Annotated in this window: 18 protein-coding genes and 1 riboswitch; of the genes, 2 read left to right on the top strand and 16 right to left on the bottom strand. The window is 39.5% G+C overall.

Going from position 1 to position 16,592, the window contains the following annotated elements:
- Positions 1-106: 106 nt before the first annotated feature.
- Entirely contained in the window at positions 107-952 is an 846-nt protein-coding gene (locus tag NYE23_RS04305; RefSeq protein WP_341075727.1) for a hypothetical protein, read from the bottom strand.
- 219 nt (positions 953-1,171) lie between these two features.
- The gene (locus NYE23_RS04300; protein ID WP_048011448.1) at positions 1,172-1,381 is read right to left on the bottom strand and encodes a cold-shock protein; all 210 of its coding nucleotides are present in this window, start codon (positions 1,379-1,381) and stop codon (positions 1,172-1,174) included.
- A gap of 276 nt (positions 1,382-1,657) precedes the next feature.
- On the opposite strand from NYE23_RS04300, the gene NYE23_RS04295 reads away from it, so the two are divergent.
- Positions 1,658-1,951 carry a DUF6509 family protein gene (locus tag NYE23_RS04295; RefSeq protein ID WP_341075724.1) on the top strand — a complete coding sequence of 98 codons (294 nt, stop codon included), beginning with the start codon at positions 1,658-1,660 and terminating at the stop codon, positions 1,949-1,951.
- A 30-nt stretch (positions 1,952-1,981) separates the two neighbouring features.
- Here NYE23_RS04295 and NYE23_RS04290 read toward each other — a convergent pair whose 3' ends face one another.
- On the bottom strand, positions 1,982-2,374 hold the full coding sequence (locus NYE23_RS04290) for a cytosolic protein (protein WP_341075722.1): 393 nt from the start codon (positions 2,372-2,374) through the stop codon (positions 1,982-1,984).
- 155 nt (positions 2,375-2,529) lie between these two features.
- Between NYE23_RS04290 and NYE23_RS04285 the strand changes: the two genes are divergently transcribed.
- Positions 2,530-3,375, top strand: coding sequence for a GNAT family N-acetyltransferase (locus NYE23_RS04285; RefSeq protein WP_341075720.1), 846 nt, complete (start codon positions 2,530-2,532; stop codon positions 3,373-3,375).
- Between the two features lie 7 nt (positions 3,376-3,382).
- On the opposite strand, the gene NYE23_RS04280 is transcribed toward NYE23_RS04285, so the two are convergent.
- The 13 genes from NYE23_RS04280 to ku form a co-directional block, all read right to left on the bottom strand.
- Positions 3,383-3,880: a metallophosphoesterase family protein gene (locus NYE23_RS04280; protein ID WP_341080593.1), complete on the bottom strand. Its 498-nt coding sequence runs from the start codon at positions 3,878-3,880 to the stop codon at positions 3,383-3,385.
- 88 nt (positions 3,881-3,968) lie between these two features.
- On the bottom strand, positions 3,969-4,169 hold the full coding sequence (locus NYE23_RS04275; protein WP_009332506.1) for a cold-shock protein: 201 nt from the start codon (positions 4,167-4,169) through the stop codon (positions 3,969-3,971).
- Positions 4,170-4,308: 139 nt separating this feature from the next.
- Complete coding sequence (locus tag NYE23_RS04270) at positions 4,309-5,763, bottom strand: DEAD/DEAH box helicase (protein WP_341075718.1); 1,455 nt, start codon at positions 5,761-5,763, stop codon at positions 4,309-4,311.
- A gap of 296 nt (positions 5,764-6,059) precedes the next feature.
- Complete coding sequence (locus NYE23_RS04265; RefSeq protein WP_009332508.1) at positions 6,060-6,260, bottom strand: cold-shock protein; 201 nt, start codon at positions 6,258-6,260, stop codon at positions 6,060-6,062.
- Between the two features lie 213 nt (positions 6,261-6,473).
- Positions 6,474-7,355 (bottom strand): bifunctional 5,10-methylenetetrahydrofolate dehydrogenase/5,10-methenyltetrahydrofolate cyclohydrolase, encoded by an 882-nt coding sequence (locus tag NYE23_RS04260; protein WP_341075715.1) that lies wholly within the window; start codon positions 7,353-7,355, stop codon positions 6,474-6,476.
- 84 nt (positions 7,356-7,439) lie between these two features.
- Positions 7,440-7,522: riboswitch (ZMP/ZTP riboswitch) on the bottom strand.
- 570 nt (positions 7,523-8,092) lie between these two features.
- A complete protein-coding gene (locus tag NYE23_RS04255; RefSeq protein WP_341075714.1) occupies positions 8,093-8,581 on the bottom strand; it encodes a hypothetical protein in 489 nt (162 codons plus the stop codon).
- A gap of 180 nt (positions 8,582-8,761) precedes the next feature.
- Positions 8,762-9,721, bottom strand: coding sequence for a nucleoside hydrolase (locus NYE23_RS04250; RefSeq protein ID WP_341075711.1), 960 nt, complete (start codon positions 9,719-9,721; stop codon positions 8,762-8,764).
- Between the two features lie 98 nt (positions 9,722-9,819).
- Positions 9,820-11,484 (bottom strand): glycerol-3-phosphate dehydrogenase/oxidase, encoded by a 1,665-nt coding sequence (locus tag NYE23_RS04245; RefSeq protein WP_341075710.1) that lies wholly within the window; start codon positions 11,482-11,484, stop codon positions 9,820-9,822.
- Between the two features lie 193 nt (positions 11,485-11,677).
- A complete protein-coding gene (glpK, locus tag NYE23_RS04240; protein WP_341075708.1) occupies positions 11,678-13,168 on the bottom strand; it encodes a glycerol kinase GlpK in 1,491 nt (496 codons plus the stop codon).
- 35 nt (positions 13,169-13,203) lie between these two features.
- A complete protein-coding gene (locus NYE23_RS04235; protein ID WP_341075707.1) occupies positions 13,204-14,028 on the bottom strand; it encodes an MIP/aquaporin family protein in 825 nt (274 codons plus the stop codon).
- A 172-nt stretch (positions 14,029-14,200) separates the two neighbouring features.
- Positions 14,201-14,746, bottom strand: a complete 546-nt coding sequence (locus NYE23_RS04230; protein WP_341075706.1) for a glycerol-3-phosphate responsive antiterminator — start codon at positions 14,744-14,746, stop codon at positions 14,201-14,203.
- A 65-nt stretch (positions 14,747-14,811) separates the two neighbouring features.
- Positions 14,812-15,471, bottom strand: a complete 660-nt coding sequence (locus NYE23_RS04225) for a phosphatase PAP2 family protein (protein WP_341075705.1) — start codon at positions 15,469-15,471, stop codon at positions 14,812-14,814.
- 143 nt (positions 15,472-15,614) lie between these two features.
- Positions 15,615-16,469, bottom strand: a complete 855-nt coding sequence (ku, locus tag NYE23_RS04220; protein ID WP_341075704.1) for a non-homologous end joining protein Ku — start codon at positions 16,467-16,469, stop codon at positions 15,615-15,617.
- Positions 16,470-16,592 lie beyond the last annotated feature (123 nt).

The raw sequence follows: 16,592 nt of genomic DNA, 5'->3' as shown, positions 1-16,592 counted from the left end.
GCTGTTCTTAAATAATATCATCGTCTATGTTTGAGGTCAATGTTTTAAACGTGGTATATTATACCAATTTATTTCTATACTATATATTACTTAAAAAAAAACAACTTTAAGTGTTTCGCGCTAATCGCATGGACGGGAACATATAATTATTTAACTTCCTGATTACCATAAGCAATAGTATAAGTATCACACTAAAGAAAATAGGATTCCAAAAAGAGCTTATTTCTAAAATGCCCACCTTTTCCATAATAATATGAAATGCAAAATCAGCAAAAAATAATAATGAGAGCCATTTAAATTGATAATATTTTATTGTCACAACTGTCAGCAGCAGTGCATAAACAATCCAGATTAGAACACTGAAAGCTACATGGTCCTGATAAGGAGATTCAAACCAGCCGATTTTATAATGATGAGATCCAACGATAGCCGTCAATCCAAAAGAGATTCCTTGAAAGATTGTGGTGATAGCCATATACACAGTTATAAATTGGATAAAAAAAGATGGCCCCTCGACCCTATTCCTCCACCATTTTATTACAAACACAGACGCAAACAATATTACAGGGGTAAACCAGGATTTCCACCAGTTATGTTCATAGATGCCAAGCCACAGAAATAGCTCTTCTATTCCATATATAGAGGCTATTATTAAAATAATCCACTTGAAGGGGATTCTAAAAGCCGCTATTGCCATTAAAACACTAGGAATAAAAAAAGCCTGTGAAATACTCGAACCAAAAACATCATCATACCAATGGATTGAAAAGACATTCGGATAATAGGAGTAGGCGTTACCTAAAATCAATACGACATATTCCATTAAAAAAGCAAGACCCATAGTGAAGAAATAAACCGCCAAATTAAAACGAAAGTCTGTTTTCTTATAAGTTATATAAATAAGGCCAATGCTAATGAGCACTAATCCAAGAAACCAAAGCAAGTTTGACATTCTTCCACATCCAGTTTCGCTCGTTTCCATTATTTTGTTCATCTCGGACAAACATATACTTTTTCAAGGAACGAGAAAATTTTTTATGAAAAAACGCCTACCTTGAATAACAGCGCTTTCTGCGGAACGAATGTAAGACAGGGAAAGTAACTTAGACAAGACTTTCTCTTATTTATTATGATGCAAAAAATAAAAGGGCGATTTAGATCGCCCTTGCAACTATTTAGAAAATATGCTGTTATTGTTAACGACTTGCAATTCTTTAGTCGTTTCTTTCATTTCACTTTTGCAAATCGGACAAAGAGGCACCTGGCTGCTTTTGAAATTGTCCCTTACCCAGCAGTTGCAGGACTCAGATGTACACTCCCAGATTTTCACTTCTTCAACCTTGATTTCTTCCATGTTTTTTCTGCCAAATCCCATTGCCATATAGAGGCACCTCCCAAAGAGTAAGACCCTTACCCAAAATAAAAATCACTTGCTATATAAAGTGACGAACCACTGGCTCTATATAACAAGTGTTTATGGGCAATATTATATTCTTTTAACTAAAATTAGTATAACATATTTAAATGCTTCTGTCAAAAAGTTCTAAACCTGCAGCTGTAATCATTGAAACACAGCAAAAAATTGTTAAATACTATTAACCCAATCCGGGAAAAGTGTATAATGACATGTACAGCAGCGATAGAAAGGGTGAAGACCATGAACATTACAAGTTATACTGTTGAGTACATACAGGATCCTACTGGCATTTTAACAGGTGACCGCTACGAATTCTTTTTAGATATTGATGTGGATGAAGAAGATGAATTATATTCAGAGAATGGGATTAAGCTAAGAGTGCTTTACTTTAAAAACGGAGAAGACGAGAGGATTCTTAATTATCATTTTGTTGAAGGCGGTTCTGGAACGGTTTTGGATTTCGCTTTAGATGAAGACGAAGAAAAAACAGTCTCAGCTTTCTGCCGGGACAACCTCTCCCATGCAGAAGAATAAGAGCAGGGTTCCCCTGCTCTTTCACTTTATTTAAACTCCCTTTCCCTCTTCAATAATGTGATACATTAGATGCGCTAAATGCTGTATAGGTGTATAAGCCTCTTCCCTGTCCACATTACTTCCTTCATTAAAATCGAGGTCATTCAGATAAAGAGCTGTGAATTGGTAGAAGTCTTTTAATTCAAAAGCAAAGCATGAATTGGGTTCTTCCGATTCGCCTTCATATTGGAGAACCATGTAAGACTCTTTACCTTCCTTGTCGACAGCATCAAAAAATATAAAATAGCCAACATTTGAGTTCAATTCAAATAAATGCCTTGTTCCGCCTTCTGTATATTGCTCAAAATCATTTTCATTCAGCTTCTGAACAGCCATCTGCTTTATATTGTCTTCCTTATGGAACTTCACTGTGAAATTTTTCATTCAATCTCCCCCTAATCCATACAATCCTAACATATTGCTATATTTATTAACATAATTTCAATCCGCACTCAAATGTATTCAATTTTATGACTATTCGTTTGAACCTTTTTCATATATTATTGGTTTATCAATTTTTTATACAGGAGGCTGCCTGATTGCTGACAAAAAAACAATTAGACGATATTCGTTCTCTACAGCAGATATGCGAAGAGACAGAGAATATCGAATTAAAATTAAATTGGGATACTTTGAAATCGAGACCTGCAGATGAGAAAAATGACTATTTTCATTATGATAAAAGCGGAAAATTATTGGGCTACCTTGCTCTTTATAGTTTCGGAGGCCCGGCGGAATTATGCGGAATGGTTCATCCGGATCATAGACGCAAAGGCATCTTCTGCAGTCTGTTCAATGAAGCAGCTAAACAATTGACCCAGGCAAGCAAATTGCTTATTAATGCACCAGCCACTTCTGAATCTGCGAAAGGTTTTATAAAGTCATTTCCTTGCAGCTATTCTTTCTCCGAGTATCAAATGAAACGCCATAAAAGCGCGGAGATCGGAACAATAAACCAGGAAGTAACCATGGAGAAAGCAGTGAGAAGTGACCTGGATTTCATTAATCATCTGGATACAGTATGCTTTGATGTTCCAAAAGAAGAGGCAGCGGCATTTAATAAAAATATCTTTGACTGCGAAAATGAGAAGACATTTATAATTAAATACAAAGGCGTAAAATCCGGCAAAATCAGGATTCAAATAGAAGAAGGTGCTGCCTGGTTTTACGGTTTTGCTGTCGATCCTTTATTCCAGGGAAAAGGAATCGGCAGAAGCGCCCTTACTAATGCTGTTAACCATCAGCACAGCAAGGGAATCAGCTGGGTGCATCTTGAAGTCGCTGCAGAAAATGACCATGCTCTATCACTATACAAATTATGCGGCTTTGAACCATACGGCACACAGGATTATTATGAATTTGACCTTAATACACTTAAGATTTAATGAAGTTTTATTCCTTAGAATTGAAAAAAACATGATTGAATATTAACTCATCTGTAATTTCCAGGATGCCGAACGAATAATTCGGCATCCTGCGCTTGTCAGTTGGAGACCCGGGATTAAACAGGATAACTCCATTATGAAGTTTCTTGACCGGGATATGCGAATGCCCGAAAATAACAGCATCAACCTCTTCATCATCGAAAGCCTCAATACTTCTTTTTTCAGTTGTTTTTCCCCTTCCATGCCCATGGACAACACCTATTTTATAACCTTCTATTTCAAGCAGAATTTTTTCCTTCAAAATAGCGCGCAGTTCATCATTGTCAGTATTTCCATATACCCCCTCAACCGGAGCACGTTCTTTTAATTCCTCATAAAGTTCGATGCTCTGCCAATCCCCTGCATGAATAATTAAGTCACAGCCATTCATTTCATTCAGCAATACTCCTGGCAGCTTTTTTGATTTCCTTGGCATGTGGGTATCGGATAAAATGATGATTCTAATCACTATCAGTCCTTTCTCCTTACTGTAGTATCTTATTTACCCCCAAAATTAAAAGAGAGCCCCCATTAAGGGACTCTCTTATCAGTCATTATAACTTTGTTACATTTACAGCTTGCGGTCCACGCTGGCCCTGCTCTATGTCAAAGTTAACTTCCTGGCCTTCATCAAGGGTTTTGAAACCTTCTGTCTGGATTGCAGAGTAATGAACAAATACATCTTCTCCGCCTTCAACTTCGATAAAACCAAAACCTTTTTCTGAGTTAAACCATTTTACTTTGCCTGTTGCCATGTAAATTTCCTCCTAATATCAATAACTCACAGAGTGATTAATTACCCTGCATTTACTAATATGGGTAAAAACTTCAATTTTTATAATAAAATATTCAAAAAGCAGTGAAAAAAATCTTTTTTTCGCTATTCAGGCCGCATTATCCCTTATTGCTATTGCTGCGTGGCTTACTGCTCCGTCTGTCCCGGCCGCCTTTAAAATCTCTTCTATCGCGTCCGCCGCCTCTGGATCTGTCGCTGAATCTTCTTCCTCCGCGATCACCTTTAGGTTTTCTGACACGGATAGGTTCAACCGCAGTTAATTTAACCGGTGTTACATCAGGACCTTTAGTCAGTAATTTCATTGCTGCAGCAAGCAAGGTTACAGAATCTGTCTCTTCAAGAAGGTTTTCGGCTACTCTCTTGAAGTCTGCATGTTCCTCTTTTTCAATAACTTCCATGAGCTTATTAATAGTCGACTCCTGATTGCCAGCTACTACATCCTTAAATGAAGGTACAGGCTTTTTCGCCATTTTGCTCTTTGTAACATTTTCAATTATTTTCAGGTGGTCGATTTCTCTTGGTGAAACGAACGTGATCGCAAGCCCTTTGTTTCCTGCACGGCCAGTACGTCCAATTCTGTGAACATAGCTTTCAGGATCCTGCGGGATATCGAAGTTATAAACATGGGAGACGCCTGAAATATCAAGGCCTCGGGCAGCAACATCAGTTGCTACCATAATATCGATTGTCTGCTCTTTAAATCGGCGGATTACCTGATCTCTTTTCGCCTGTGGAATATCGCCATGAATTCCTTCAGCTGAGTATCCTCTCTTAATGAGTCCTTCCACCACTTCATCTACACGCTTTTTTGTCCGGCCAAATACAATCGCCAGCTCAGGTGATTGAATATCCAGCAAATTGCAAAGCACATCAAATTTTTGTTTTTCATGCGTTTCCATATAATACTGTTCAATATTTTTAACTGTCATTTCTTTCGCTTTCACTTTAACCATTTCAGGCTCCTGCATGAATTTTTCAGCAAGGGACTGAATTCTTCTTGGCATTGTTGCCGAGAAAAGCAGGGTTTGGCGCTCCCCTTTAATTTCACTTAATATTCTTTCGATATCCTCAATGAATCCCATATTGAGCATTTCATCCGCTTCATCTAAAACGACCATTTTGATATTGCTTAAGCGGATTGTTTTTCTTTCAATATGATCAATTAATCTGCCTGGTGTAGCTGCAATGATATGCGGGTGTTTTTTAAGTGCACGAATTTGGCGGCTAATATCCTGACCGCCGTAAACAGGAAGTGTCCGCACACCTTTTACCTGTCCTATACGGTTTAATTCTTCAGCTACCTGTACGGCAAGCTCCCTTGTTGGAGCAAGGACAAGTCCTTGAATTCCTTCGTTTAAATCAATCTGCTCTAAAAGCGGTACACCGAAAGCGGTGGTTTTTCCAGTTCCAGTCTGCGCCTGGCCAATCATGTCCTTCCCCTGCATTCCGATTGGAATAGCCTGTGCCTGAATTGGTGTTGGTTCCTCGAAGCCCATATTGGAAAGAGCTTTTACTATTTCATTACTTAAGCCAAAATCTGAAAAAGTTGTCAAAATATTTGTTCCTCCTTGAATTATATATGTTATTAGGTACTGAAAGACTGTTTTGTATAAAGACAATGACACTTTACTAGGCTTTCCAGTTTGCATCTCTTTTTTACATTTCCGTTTGCACTAATTTTAAACTTTTTGTAAGTGAAGAATTTTAATTGGGTGAAATGAAAAATACATATCCTAAAAGCAGGTATTGCAGAAGATCTGTTTTGAGGAATGCTGAAGGCTACAAAGTGGATAAGCAAACATAAAAAGGTGATGCATGATTAGACATGCATCACCTCATTTAAGCAAAATTATGCTTTTGTTACGTTAGCAGCTTGAGGTCCACGGTTACCTTCAACGATTTCGAAAGTTACGTCTTGACCTTCTTCTAAAGTTTTGAAACCTTCAGTTTGGATAGCGGAGAAGTGTACGAATACATCTTGACCTTCTGAAGATTCGATGAATCCGAAACCTTTTTCTGCATTAAACCATTTAACTTTACCTGTGTTCATTTGTGTTGCCTCCCAATAAGTTGTTTTTCACTATAATGTACCATATAAACTTAAACATAAAAAAGCCGCAGCTGCCAGAAATGAGGATGAACGATCGCCTACATTTCTTTGCAGCTACGACTACTTATCCAAAAAGTATATTACGAACTTTACAGCGTTAACCTAATAATAAACGACACCCATCTATAAGTCAATCCTTTTGAAGATCAATTTTTAATTAGGGATAAATTGACTATTTACGATTTTCTTGTTAGTTAGCGTCTTTTCCGCAGCCTGAACTGTATGTTTCAAAAGCATGGAAATCGTTACAGGTCCTACTCCACCAGGTACAGGTGTAATAGCAAATGCTTTTTCGAAACAGCTGTCATACTCTGCATCTCCAATATTTCCTTCATTATATCCGGCATCAAGAACAATGGCCCCTTCTTTAATCCATTCACCCTTAACAAAGTTAGGTTTTCCCACAGCTGCAACTACAATATCAGCCTGCTTTACAATCCGGGGCAGATCTTTGGTATATGAATGGCAGGTTGTGACCGTTGCATTTCGATTGAGTAAAAGGGCAGAAACCGGCTTGCCAAGGATTGGGCTTCTGCCGATGACAACAGCATGCATACCTTCAGCATTCAATTTATAATAATCCATAATCTCCAAAATAGCTGCAGGTGTACAGGACGGATATTCACCAAAGCCGAAAGCAGTTTGACCATATCCAAGGCTTGTAACACCATCTACGTCTTTTTCAATTGCAATGGCTTCAAAAGCTTTACGTTCATCGATATGTCCGGGTACAGGATGCTGGAGAAGGATTCCATGTACTGAAGGATCCTCGTTCAGTTCTGCAATTTTCTCCAGTAGTTCTTGTGTTGTTGTATCCTTTGACATATGAATACGTTTTGATAAAATACCTAGCTTTTCACATGCATTCCCCTTCATCCTTACATACGTTTCAGACGAAGGATCATCCCCCACTAAAATTGTGGCTAAACATGGCTCAACACCTTTTCCCTTTAATTCTTCAATTCGATTCTTTAATTGGTCTTTCACATGTTTTGCCACAACATTTCCATCAAGAGTAATTTTTTTTTCCGCCATGCATATTCCTCCTATAGGAAAAGCACCTATTCGGCTTGCGGGCTTTTCCATTTTGTTATGAAAAAAAGAGACAAGGGTATCCCTTATCTCTGCCCAGACGACCGGCTATACATAGACGCAGCTCCCCAGCGGTTGATTCCGCATTGTCGTCAGTCACTGCGATTTTGAAAAGCTATTCTATTAAGTAGATAATACCACAAAAACACAAATGTTCAAACTGAAATTTATTCAAATGTTCGTGTTTTTGCAAAGTAAATAAAAAAGGACAGCAAATACTGTCCTTATAAGTGATATATTTGAGTTAATTAATTATTACCTAAAACAATGAAAGCCCTTCCTCTCTTCCATCCTTGCGGCTCCGAGACCGCGCCAGTGGGAATCAGGTTGGTCGGAATCCTTTCCGACTTAGATGCTCTCTGAGATTTTAATATTAAATGGTAAGAAACTTACTGAAGTAAAAATACGGAGAAGTGTCTGGTTTACAGAAGATGATTAAGAAGAACATTCAGCATAAAGCTGTCCACACAAATTATTCTTAATTACAAACACATACTTACTCTTTCAAAATCCTAAAGAGCATAAAACATAATAAAAAGCCGCAGTTTCACTAGCAAGAAGGTTCGGCTGCCGAACATTCCATGTGAATTAACGACTTCAACAATATACCTCAAATACTTCAATCACTATATTATCTTATATGCGGTTATCTGTCAAGAAAAAATCTTGTCACCCTTAGATTAGCTTTCTCCTTTATACTCGGTTACATCAAAATAATCGGTTGTATCTTTATAGTCATTAAAACCTATATCCAGATCATGAAAATACCGGTGCAGTTTGATTAATACGTCTTTTTCCTTGGTGCCTGACTGCACAGTTTCTGCCAGACTTTTAATTGTGCCCAGGTCTGTCTGAAGGTCTTTATTCTCCGCTGATATTTTTTTAAGGGAGTTGACGATTAAATCAGCCTGCTCTTTTTGCTTAGGCCAGCTGACTTTACGGTCTCTTCCCCATCCAAGTGTTTCATTATAAAAAGTATGATTGGAGGCAATAAAGTCCCCTAAATCTTCGTACATTAATCCCTGTGCGGGTGCCTCCGCATTTGCCGAGGTCTTTTGCATCTTAGATTCATCCTTATTTAAAAAGACAAGCACACTGTACGCCAGGGCAATGGCTATGACCATTCCGAGAATTGAAAGAGTCATGTTTAATTTTTTATTTTTCAGCAATTTGAGAGCCTCCATTTGATTTTGATTAATGTTGCCGAAGAAATGGATTTATTGCCATTTTAATTATTTCGAAATAATCTTCCACTCACTGCAAATGTTTTCCATGTTAATACATTCTATGTGAACTTCCCATTCCCCTTCAACACAAATAAAAAAGCTTTTAACACAATGTGTCAAAAGCTATTTCTGATTTTTCTGAGAGAGAAAAACCTCCATAAAATCAATGATAAAAGGTTCCATGTCAAGCTCCATAGCGATATTATCAATTGTTTCCGGCGGTTCCTCTTCTGGTTTAGGCCTAAAATCAGCTATGCTTTTTCCTTTGGCCTTTCCAAACTGTTCAATTCTCACTCTTCGTTTAACATAGTTGACCAGATCGGGATTTGTAAGAACACTTAGAACAAGAACATCATGGAGAGGTGCACCCTGAATTCCCGGAACAAGCTTTTGGTAAGCTTCATAATAATAATCATAAGCCGGTTTGATTAAATCTTTAAAAGGTGACTGGGTATTACTTACAATAAAATTAATCGTCTCAGGCCGGATAATCGCTTTATTTGTTACATTCAGAGGAAATATATAAATGTTTTTAGCTTTTTCCAGCACTGAATCCGCTGCGATGGGGTCAGCATAAAAGTTGGCTTCTGCCTCTGGCGTTACATTTCCCGGAACCAGAAACGCACCGCCCATTAAATAAAATGCATTTACATCTTGATATGCATCCTTTCCATACAGAATGAGCGGCAGTGCCAAATCTGTCTGCCTTCCAACACCAACGATCACAAGATCATTTTTGTATTGATTCACAATTTCAATAATTTTGTCAATATCATATACCTTTATTTTGCTGCTAAAATTCTCCGGAGGCTGAATGGGCCCCAGTCCTTCCTCCCCATGAATTTCAGGATAAAAGACAGCGGTCTCACCCGATAATGGCCCGCTTGCCCCTGCTATAATAGGAATGTCCTCTCTGCCGGCAAGGTTCAGCAAATAGGCAGTATTATTAATGGATTCTTCTTTGGTTATGTTACCATAAGCGCTGACTACACCAACTAAATTAATCTCAGGATGCTGAAGGGCATACATTAGGGCAAGTGAATCATCAACCCCCGAGTCAACAAACATGAGAACATTGTACATAACCCACCTCCGCTACCTATTTATAATATAGTATGCCTGTGGAATGTCCCTTTTGTTTAAATTCACCTATTAAAATAAAACTCCCCGTCCGGAGAGTTTTATTCCTGATCAGCAGGCTTTATTGCAAAGCTTAGTTCCTGGTTCAGCTGGTTCTCAAAATTTCTTTCAGAAGCCTTATCCCATTTAAATGCATCAGCCATATATGATATTACTTGCCTTTGATAATTTCTTACCGTTTCAATATCAAAAAGAAGCGCTCCTGTTCTCCGGTTAAAAAAGTCAACAGGGGTGGCAGCCATTTCATGTTCAATTGCATATTTCAACTTTGCCCACAATACAATCGGCAGACCGTATTTCTCAGCTTCACTCCTGTCCGCTTCAATCATATTAAAAATGATGCCAACGTTAGAACCATACAAATTAACAAGGTGTTTGGACTGTTCAGCTGTTAAACCGATACTTGTACCTTTTTCAGTCTGGAACCCAATAAATTCCCGGAACTTGGATGATCCCCCTACATTTCCACCAGAAATGGGCAATGTTTTTGTAATACTGCTGCTAAATGTCCTATTCGATTCCTGTTTGAATTTTTCAGCAAGCAAATCAACAATGGTTTCGGCCATTTTCCGGTAGCCGGTCAATTTCCCGCCGGCAATTGTCAGCAAACCAGTATCAGACTCCCAAATTTCATCTTTACGTGATATTTCGGAAGGGTCTTTTCCTTCTTCCCAAATAAGCGGACGAACACCAGCCCAGCTTGATTCAATGTCATTCTCCGTTATTTTCACAGAAGGAAACATAAAGTTAATAGCGTTTATGATGTATGTTCTGTCACTTGCAGTCATTTTTGGATTTACGGGATCTGAATCATAGAATGTATCTGTTGTCCCCACATATGTTTTTCCGTTTCTAGGTATGGCAAATACCATCCTTTTGTCAGGAGTATCAAAGTACACAGCCTGTTTTAAAGGGAACTTTGATTGGTCAATTACCAAATGAACACCTTTAGTCAGACGCAGGGTCTTTCCTTTTCTGGAACCGTCTTTCTCACGTATAGAATCAACCCAGGGACCAGCAGCGTTGATGACCTTGTTCGCTCTGATTTCATGAATCTTTCCAGTCAGCTGATCTGCAGCAGCAGCTCCGCATACTTTACCTTGTTCATCATATAAAAGGTTCTCGACCTTCAAATAGTTAACTGGAAGAGCGCCTTTTTCTGCAGCAGCTTTCATTACCTCTATTGTAAGACGGGCATCATCGGTGCGGTATTCCACATAATAGCCCCCGCCTTTTAGTCCATCTTTTTTTATAAGCGGCTCTTTTGTTAAGGTTTCCCGGACATTGAGCATATTTCTGCGTTCAGACTTTCTGACGCCTGCAAGAAAATCGTAAACTCTCAGGCCGATTGAAGTTGAGAATTTTCCAAAGGTGCCCCCTTTATGCATTGGAAGCAGCATCCACTCCGGTGTAGTCACATGTGGGCCATTTTCATATACGATCGCCCGCTCCTTGCCGACTTCAGCTACCATTTTAACTTCGAATTGCTTAAGATATCTTAAGCCTCCGTGAACCAGTTTGGTTGAACGGCTGGAAGTTCCGGCTGCAAAATCCTGCATTTCAACGAGCGCCGTTTTCATTCCCCGTGTTGCAGCGTCCAAAGCAATCCCCGCTCCCGTTATGCCGCCGCCAATAATGAGAATATCAAATTCTTCTGCTGTAAGTGTATTTATCATGTCAGTACGATTTAAATTAGAAAATGTCATTGCTGTCTCCTCCTTGTCGAATAGCTGGTAGTTGTAACTACCCTTTTTAAGCAGGTAATAAAAAAGAGACCACAAAATACATTATCGATAAGACGATAATGATTTTGTGGTCTCTCCGCATCTCCTGCCGAACTATTAACTTAAGATTATTATAACATAAAAGATATAATTTGTGTAAACAACTTGCGTCTGATTATTTAAAGGCTATAGCTGCCTTTACAGCCTTTTTCCAGCCCTGATAAAGATTTTCACGCACTTGATCATCCATCGATGGATGATATGATTGGTCAATTGCCCACTGCTCAGCAATTTCCTCCTGTGATTTCCAGAACCCGACAGCCAATCCCGCAAGATAAGCTGCCCCAAGAGCGGTCGTTTCATTAATTACCGGCCTCTCTACAGGAACATTTAAAATATCTGACTGGAACTCCATCAGGAAATTATTTTTCACGGCACCGCCATCAGCTCTAAGCGTCTTAAGTTCAATGCCAGAGTCTGCTTCCATCGCAGAGAGGACATCTTTTGTCTGATAAGCAAGTGACTCAAGTGTCGCCCTGATAAAATGCTCTTTGGACGTTCCCCGCGTGACTCCGAATACTGCTCCCCTTACATCACTATCCCAATACGGAGTCCCAAGGCCTACAAAAGCTGGAACTACATATACTCCATCAGTCGAGTCCACTTTTTTGGCATAGCTTTCACTGTCCTTCGCATCCTTGAGCATTCTCATTCCATCACGCAGCCATTGAATAGCTGAGCCGGCAACAAAAATGCTGCCCTCCAATGCATATTCAATTTTCCCATCAAGCCCCCAGGCAATGGTTGTTAGAAGTCCATGTTCAGACTGCACGGCTTTTTCACCTGTGTTCATAAGCATGAAACAGCCTGTGCCGTAAGTGTTTTTAGCCATTCCTTTCTCGAAGCATGCTTGTCCAAACAGCGCAGCCTGCTGATCCCCCGCCGCCCCGGCGATCGGTACTTCCTTTCCGAAAAAGTGATAGTCAATGGTCTTGGCATACACCTCGGAAGATGGCTTCACTTCAGGAAGCATCGCTTTCGGGACTCCAAGAATATTCAGGAGCTCTTCATCCCACTTAAGTTCATGGATATTAAACATTAATGTGCGGGAGGCATTGGAGTAATCGGTCACATGTGCCTTCCCTCCAGATAGCTTCCAGATTAGCCATGTATCAATGGTTCCAAACAATAATTTTCCCTGTTCCGCTTTTTCCCTTGCCCCTTCCACATGATCCAATATCCATTTAACCTTTGTTCCGGAGAAATATGCATCAATTAATAGGCCGGTTTTTTCTCTGAACAGGTCGTTATAGCCTTTTTCTTTCAAGTCATCACAAATTTCGCTGGTCTGCCTTGACTGCCATACAATCGCATTATAAATCGGTGCTCCCGTTTCTTTATCCCAAACAACAGTTGTTTCCCTCTGGTTTGTGATGCCAATGCCGGCAATCTGTTCAGGCTTTATGCCGGATTCTGAAAAAACACCTGCTATTACCGATAAAATTGAACCCCATATTTCATTAGCATTATGTTCAACCCAGCCAGGCTTAGGAAAATGCTGTGTGAACTCTTTTTGTGCCGTGTGCACAATTTCCCCTTCTTTATTAAAAAGAATAGCCCGTGAACTTGTAGTTCCCTGATCTAATGATAAAATATACTTTTCCATTTTGGACCCCTCCCAATCTCGTTCAATACTCTTATTTATGCAGCCACTTTTGAAGAATCAACTTCTCCCGGCTGTTTTTTGCCAAAAATATACGAAAGAATTAATACTATTATATTAACACCCAGCACTGCCCATAACATACCTGATGCTTTGCCATCGAACATAACTTGATAGAATGCTGATCCCATTAATCCCCCAAGGATTGGCCCGGCTACCGGGATCCATGCATATCCCCAGTTCGATTTCCCTTTGCCTGCAATGGGAAGAAGAAAATGAGCAATGCGCGGCCCCAAATCACGGGCCGGATTAATTGCATAGCCGGTTGTCCCGCCAAGCGACATGCCGATAACAACGATGAGAAGGCCAACAGCAATCGGATTTAATCCTTCAGTAAATTGATTTGCTCCTATAAACATCAAACCCAATACAAGAATGAACGTCCCGATTATTTCACTCAATAAATTTGAAAATGTATGGGGAATGGCAGGACTTGTTGAGAAAACAGCAAGCTTGGCACCCTGGTCCTCTGTTTCTTTCCAATGCGGCAGATAGTGAAGAAATACAATCACCCCTCCCAAGAACCCACCCAGGATCTGAGCCAGAATATACCCGGGCACGTCTTGCCATGGGAAATCACCGCTAAGCGCAAATCCAATGGTTACAGCAGGGTTCAAGTGCGCACCGCTGATCGACCCTACAGCAAAAACCCCCATCGTTACAGCAAGTCCCCAGGCAATCGTAATAACAATCCAGCCTCCATTAAAAGAGAAGGTCTTTTTTAAATTCGCCCCGGCAACAACTCCTCCTCCAAAAAGAATCAAAATCATCGTTCCAATCATTTCTCCCATAAAAGCAGACATCTGAAAATCCCCTTTCCATTTTTGCTGATCGGAAACAAAAAAGGAGATTCACGACAGATTAACCCTAAAAAGGCAAAACTGTGTGAATCTCCTAATCTCCGACACATAAATTAACTTGTTAAACCGAGTATACAAGTCTATGAAAACGTTGTCAAACATTTCAAGAACATTTTTATGAAAACCTTTCCCATAATTCTATTTTTGATGTTGTAATGGCAGCTGCTCCTGCATCAAGCGCATTCTTCACTTCTTCTTCTGAGCGGATGAGTCCTCCGGCAAATATAGGGGTATTCAAACGTTCATTCACTTCTTTGATCATCCATGGCATGGCTCCCGGCAAAACTTCTATATAGTTCGGCCTGGTTTTCTCGATTAATTTATAACTCTTTTCAAGTGCGTGCGAATCGATTAGGAAAATCCTCTGGACAGCAATCACTCCCTTTTGCTTGGCTTTCAGGATGACGCTGGATTTAGTAGATATTAACCCATACGGCTTGTATTCCTGGCAAATATATTCAACGGCAAAGTCGTCGCTTTTCAAGCCATGAATCAGGTCAACATGATAAATCATTTTTTTGTTATGTGTTTTAGCCATCTGCGAAATATGTTTCAGCTGTGAAATATGCATATCGAGAAATACACCAATTTCATAAGGGCTTCTCAGGAACTTTTCAAATTCTTTCATATTTGTTGATGCCGGCAAAATTTTTTGGTTCATTCTTTCCACTCCTGTTTCTGTTATTTCCCTATGTTATTAAGAATGTGCATATTTCTCAATACCCATTATAAATTTTTACGGTACTCATAATAGCGGAATCCAATAATCATGATGGTAAGCCAGACACCTCCGGCTGCAAAACCAGCTATTACATCACTTGGAAAATGAACACCTAAATAAATGCGGCTTAATCCAATCATTATAATAAAGCATACCAGCATCACTGTCCAAGCAGCCTTCCAGCGCTTTCTTTTTGCCAGATGGATGATCATATAGGCAAGTGAGCCATAAAAAATAAAAGATCCCATTGAATGTCCGCTAGGAAAACTGAAGCCCTGCTCTTCAATCAGAGGTCTGATATCCGGACGTTCTCTTTTGAAAATCCATTTTAGCAGCAGGTTAAAAAGTGCTCCTAGACCCGATGAAAGAACCATGAACCATGCAAGTGATCTCTTTTTAAACAGGAACAAAAGTACAGCTGCTAGAAGTACAGAAAAAGCGAGCCACTTTACCGACCCCAAAAAGGTAACTACACTCATATATTCTGTGAGCCGGGGAGAAATAAATGCCTGTATATATTGGATCACTGACTCATCGAAATGAATTAGCTCCTCTTCCTTCAGTTCGTCCACTATTTCGATAAATAGCATCAAAAACCCGCCAATGATAGAAGCAGCCAACGATAAGTAAAGTATATTATTACGTGTTATATTTCTCCAGTTCATTCACTCAAATCCTTTTTAGTTAGAATTACCACAAAATATCATAATCGGAACATTTTTGCGAATAGAGTGAGCCGCATCCACCCAAATTATGATCCGCCCAATAAAAAAACCGAGTCTGCATCAGCAAATTCGGTTTTTGTTCATCAAGCTTGCTTTTTAGCCTTTGTTTTTATTGAAGCACGTTTCTTTTTAGCTGCAGGTTTTTTCTTTGTTTCCGCATCAGCAGGTTTAGTTTTATCAATTGATGCCTGAAGGGCAGCCATGAGGTCGGTAACATTTGCCGCAGGCTCTTTTTCAACAGGCGTGACGATATCTTTGCCAGTCCGTTTTGCTTCGATAAGCTCCAAAAGGGCTGTCCGGTAGTCATCATTATATTTTTCTGGTTTAAATTCTGTGGTTAATTGATCAATCAGCATGATGGCAGTATCGATTTCCTTATCCGTCACTTTGTCTTCAGCAGGCACATTTGGCACATCCGCAGCTTTCCGTACTTCATCAGGGTAATGGATCGTCTCCATGACAAGAGTGTTTTCATATACACGGACAACAGCCAGCTGTTCTTTGGAGCGGATAATAATTTTTGCCAGACCTACTTTTTCAGACGTCTCGAGCGCTTTTCTCAAAAGGGAATACGCTTTCCCTCCCCCGTCCCCTGGAGACATATAATACGTGCGATTGTAGTAAATTGGATCAATTTCCTGTAATTTTACAAAGTCCATTATTTCTACAGCTTTATCCTCATTTTCCTGTTTAAGCTTTTCTAAATCCTCATCCTCTAAAACAACAAACTTTCCTTTTGTGTATTCATAAGCTTTTACAATATCCTCGTTCTTAATTTCCTTTTCACAAACAGGACATGTTTTCTCATACTTAATTGGCGAATGACATTCCTTATGAAGATTTCTCAGCTTAATATCCTTATCTTCTGTAGCCGAATGCAGCTTAATTGGTATATTCACCAGCCCAAAACTGATGCTTCCTTTCCACATTGTATGCATAGTCAGACTCCCATTCATTTTGATGTAATAATCATAATTTGTGTATTAATAAAAACTGAGATACGCAAAAAGAATTGGAAACTGAGTAGTTTTAGCGGCAACTGCTAAAACTATAATGACGAT

It is taken from the genome of Cytobacillus sp. FSL H8-0458 (assembly GCF_038002165.1).
Classification (GTDB): Bacteria; Bacillota; Bacilli; order Bacillales; family Cytobacillaceae; genus Cytobacillus.
Note: the sequence above shows the minus strand (reverse complement) of the source record. Positions and strands in the feature narration are given on the sequence as shown.

Bases quoted from the DNA above. Each gene is read 5' to 3' on its own strand.
- NYE23_RS04275 (WP_009332506.1), bottom strand. From the start codon at position 4,169: ATGGCAACAGGCAAAGTAAAATGGTTTAACTCAGAAAAAGGTTTTGGT.
- NYE23_RS04265 (WP_009332508.1), bottom strand. From the start codon at position 6,260: ATGAACACAGGTAAAGTTAAATGGTTTAATGCAGAAAAAGGTTTCGGA.
- NYE23_RS04250 (WP_341075711.1), bottom strand. From the start codon at position 9,721: ATGTACAATGTTCTCATGTTTGTTGACTCGGGGGTTGATGATTCACTT.
- NYE23_RS04260 (WP_341075715.1), bottom strand. From the start codon at position 7,355: ATGGCGGAAAAAAAAATTACTCTTGATGGAAATGTTGTGGCAAAACAT.
- ku (WP_341075704.1), bottom strand. From the start codon at position 16,469: ATGCATACAATGTGGAAAGGAAGCATCAGTTTTGGGCTGGTGAATATA.
- NYE23_RS04295 (WP_341075724.1), top strand. From the start codon at position 1,658: ATGAACATTACAAGTTATACTGTTGAGTACATACAGGATCCTACTGGC.
- NYE23_RS04300 (WP_048011448.1), bottom strand. From the start codon at position 1,381: ATGGCAATGGGATTTGGCAGAAAAAACATGGAAGAAATCAAGGTTGAA.
- glpK (WP_341075708.1), bottom strand. From the start codon at position 13,168: ATGGAAAAGTATATTTTATCATTAGATCAGGGAACTACAAGTTCACGG.
- NYE23_RS04225 (WP_341075705.1), bottom strand. From the start codon at position 15,471: ATGAACTGGAGAAATATAACACGTAATAATATACTTTACTTATCGTTG.
- NYE23_RS04230 (WP_341075706.1), bottom strand. From the start codon at position 14,746: ATGAACCAAAAAATTTTGCCGGCATCAACAAATATGAAAGAATTTGAA.
- NYE23_RS04290 (WP_341075722.1), bottom strand. From the start codon at position 2,374: ATGAAAAATTTCACAGTGAAGTTCCATAAGGAAGACAATATAAAGCAG.
- NYE23_RS04245 (WP_341075710.1), bottom strand. From the start codon at position 11,484: ATGACATTTTCTAATTTAAATCGTACTGACATGATAAATACACTTACA.
- NYE23_RS04305 (WP_341075727.1), bottom strand. From the start codon at position 952: ATGTCAAACTTGCTTTGGTTTCTTGGATTAGTGCTCATTAGCATTGGC.
- NYE23_RS04235 (WP_341075707.1), bottom strand. From the start codon at position 14,028: ATGTCTGCTTTTATGGGAGAAATGATTGGAACGATGATTTTGATTCTT.